The following is a 3,765-nucleotide window of genomic DNA, read 5'->3' on the forward strand; positions in this document are numbered from 1 at the left end:
TGTTCTGGCTTCTTATTTTCTTCTTGTTTATCCCCTTCTGGAGCCTGTTCTGGTTTCTTATTTTCTTCTTGTTTATCCCCTTCTGGAGTCTGTTCTGGCTTCTTATTTTCTTCTTGTTTATCTCCTTCTGGTTTCTGTTCTGGTTTCTGTTCTGGTTTCTTATTTTCTTCTTGTTTTCCATCTTCAGTTGTTGAATTATTTGAATTGCTTTGAATAGACCCACTGCCTTCTAATTCTGACGCATAAGATACAGCTGGATATATTGTAGTAACTATCATACTTAAAATCATAATTAAACTAATTAATAATGCCTTTTTATTTCCTTTCTTCATATAGATTGCTCCCCTCTAATCTATTCACACTTTTGTAAATATCTATAAATCCCTAATATAATTTAATTTCTTTTATCAAAAAACTATACAAAAAAAGCTATGAAATAAATAAAAATTTATATTCATAGCCGGTTGCACCACTGACTCTGTATATCCATAAGGTGCCCAGTAATAGGATATACTTCAACGTCTCTATAATTTTTTTATAAAAATAATTAAAAATTATTATATTCAAATTAAATACAGTTGTATATATCTATTATATTATGTCTATATTTTATTGTCTATATTTTTTACATTTTTTCCCTTTATTTTTTTAATCATCATTAAATGAAGTCTTTATCTACAACAATGACACAATTATATTCAGGATTCATCTCCTTAACTAGTTTTGTTATATCTTCTTTTAAATCTTCTTCTGACATACCTTTGGAGAATTCAGAAGGATTAACTACTATATCAAATACTAAATTTTTCTTACTTCCTTTTCCAACTATCCTAAAATCATGCATAGATTTTATAAGACTATTTTTTTTAAGTACTTTTTCAAGTTCTCTTTTTGCTGATATAACCTCTTCATCATCAAGGCATATAGGGTCCATATGAATTACTAAGTATATATCCAACTTTTCAGATATTTCTCTTTCTGCAGTATCTATAATTTCATGAATTTCCATTATATCTATATTCGATGGAATTTCTGCATGTATAGATGCAATACATCTTCCAACTCCATAATTATGGATTATTAAATCATGTGTACCTATTATATGTTCATAAGATAATAATAATTCTAAAATAGATTTGACCATTTCTTCATCTGGGGCTTCTCCAAGAAGAGGATTTATAGTATCTTTTACAAGAGAAAAGCCTGCATAAAGTATTACTAATGATACTACAATACCTACATATCCATCTATAGGCAAATTAGTAAATCTCGCCAAAATAAAAGATATAACTACACAACTTGATGTAAATACATCTCCTAAAGCATCTAATGACACTGCTTTTAATGCTGATGAATTAATTTTATTCCCCATAAATTTATTAAAACGGCTCAACCATATTTTAACCATTATAGATGCAATTAAAAGTATAAGTGATACTAATTCAAACTTTATAGGAACTGGATTTGTTATTCTTTCTATAGACGATTTTACAAATTGAAGTCCAACCAACATAACCATAAATGCTACTATCAATGCTGATAGATATTCTATTCTGCCATGTCCAAAAGGATGTTCTTTGTCAGCTGGTTTACTTGCTAGTTTAAACCCTATCATAGTTATTGCTGAAGATGCCATATCTGAAAGATTATTAAATGCATCTGCCATTATAGCTATACTTGATGTAAGCATACCTATAGTTACCTTTACTATAAATAAAACTAAATTAGATATTATACCTACTATTCCTGCTACATAACCATACTTATTTCTTACAACTTTATCTTGAACATTTTCACTATCTTTGATAAATGTTTTGACTAGGATTTTTGAAAACATAAAGCTTACCTCCCTGTCTTTTATTTTATTAATAAACACTAAACTTTATATCTTTACTTATGATAACACAATTTAGATATAAAATTCTTTAAACTTACTCTATATTAGTAAAATATTCTTAATTTTCTTTTCTTATAGTTAATATGAAGTAGTTTTATATATCTGACTAAAATTAATAGGTTTAATAAAATTGGTCCTAGATATTTTATACTTTTATCTAGAACCAATATTATTATTTTATACCAACTATTTTATTTAACATAATTGAACCAGTTTCTGGACTTTCAAATTCAATCGTAACATTTTTTATATTAGATAAATTTATATTTTTAAACTTGTCAAGTGGTATTACTGTATCACTTATTGGAGTATACCTTGACCAAAATTCCATAAACTTCCCTTCTACATATTCGTCTTTTATAACTTCTCCTTCAAAGTACTTCATAGCAGATACTTTATCATTTTCTACAATGATACTACTTTCTTTTCCCTTAGAATCAACTAGACTAATTTTGAAAGAAACTATATCACCTTTATTATTTAATTTACTGGGAGAGTTTAATGCCCATCTAAACTTTAATGCAGAATAATCTCCTAAGTTATTATTATTTAAAAGTAGTTCTATTTTTCCATTTTTAGATTTCCAATCAACTTGTAACAAGTCTAAATTTTCATTTACTCCAGTACTAATAAATATTTTTGCAGTATCTTTATCCAATCTCTCTGATTCAACCAATTCTTTTGCATCAACATTATTTAAATTTATATTTTTAAATGTCTTTTTATTAAATAGTTCTACAGATTCACTATATTCAACTTTATTTAAAGTTTGATATCCATACATTTTATAAGGCAATCCTTTTTTATTAAAGATAGGTGATTCACTACTATTAAACCCAAAAATAGATTTCATATAGTCAACTGCATAATTTGAGAAAAAATCTCTATGTTCTTCTTCTCCTAATTTCTCAGGATAAGTTCCATTAGTAGTCTGTGGCTTAGAAAACTCTTTTTCTCCTAAAACTGAATTGTATGCATTATGGTTTCCACCCACTAGATAAGTTAATCCTAATGGACTTTTTCTATTTTTATCTAAAGATATATTATAAAAAATATCATCTCCACTATGAACGACATCTCCATCATACTCTGAAACTATTATTGCTGTCGGTATATCAGGAAATTTTTCTATCGGGCTATTATACGCTGGTGTAAGTGATATAATTCCTTTTATCCCTTTAAATCCTTTTTGTATTTGCTCCTCTGCTATTTTAATTACACCTGAACCTGCTACAGAGTGTCCTATAAGACCAATATTATTTAAATCAACTTTATCTTTAAGATATAATCCAAATCCATTTTTCTTACCTTCGTTTATGGCTTTAAAAGTTTGTATATATGTTTGAGCTAAATAAGTTATTCTTTCATTTTCCACTGGTTCTCCATACTTAAAAGTATAATTTGTTGAAGTATCAATAGATACTCCTATGATACCATTTCTTGCTAAATCCTCAGTAAGATATTTAAATCCATCTTCAAAGTCATTTTCTCCATCTCCATGTTGTCCATGAAAGATTAATACTACAGGTGCTTTTTCTTTTATATTTTCAGGCACTGATATTATTCCTTCCATATTAAATGGTATAGATTTACCTCTTATAACCATTTCTGATGTTCCTAAATTAAATTTATTAGTTTCAACCTTATTATCACTATTTTTTGTTGAGTTTATTTCATATGATATTTTTTCATTCGATACTACATCTGAATTAGATTTATTTGCGCAACCCACAAGAAGAACACTTATCACTATTATAGATAAAATTATACTGACCCACCTTTTAAACTTCATAAATATTTTCCTTTCTATATCCCTTTAGATACAATTTTAAAATTTTTATTAATTGTATTTATTACTTAACATTCAC

The 3,765-nt window shown here is 27.0% G+C and carries 2 protein-coding genes, 1 pseudogene and 1 riboswitch; all 3 genes and pseudogenes read right to left on the reverse strand.

Annotation, left to right across the window (positions count from 1 at the left end; translation table 11 throughout):
- A pseudogene (locus KGF50_RS20700) lies at nucleotides 1–332 on the reverse strand (hypothetical protein); the annotation flags it as partial.
- A gap of 117 nt (nucleotides 333–449) precedes the next feature.
- Nucleotides 450–535, reverse strand: a riboswitch (cyclic di-GMP riboswitch).
- 123 nt (nucleotides 536–658) lie between these two features.
- On the reverse strand, nucleotides 659–1,837 hold the full coding sequence (locus KGF50_RS20705; RefSeq protein WP_227849805.1) for a cation diffusion facilitator family transporter: 1,179 nt from the start codon (nucleotides 1,835–1,837) through the stop codon (nucleotides 659–661).
- A gap of 232 nt (nucleotides 1,838–2,069) precedes the next feature.
- Nucleotides 2,070–3,689: a hypothetical protein gene (locus KGF50_RS20710; RefSeq protein WP_227849806.1), complete on the reverse strand. Its 1,620-nt coding sequence runs from the start codon at nucleotides 3,687–3,689 to the stop codon at nucleotides 2,070–2,072.
- Between the last annotated feature and the right edge of the window lie 76 nt (nucleotides 3,690–3,765).

The sequence above is a fragment of the Clostridioides sp. ZZV15-6598 genome (assembly GCF_020657705.1).
In the GTDB taxonomy this organism is placed as follows: domain Bacteria; phylum Bacillota; class Clostridia; order Peptostreptococcales; family Peptostreptococcaceae; genus Clostridioides; species Clostridioides difficile_F.

What these genes read in the sequence shown, in the direction of transcription:
- KGF50_RS20710 (WP_227849806.1), bottom strand. Translation starts at nt 3,689, where the DNA reads ATGAAGTTTAAAAGGTGGGTCAGTATAATTTTATCTATAATAGTGATA.
- KGF50_RS20705 (WP_227849805.1), bottom strand. Translation starts at nt 1,837, where the DNA reads ATGTTTTCAAAAATCCTAGTCAAAACATTTATCAAAGATAGTGAAAAT.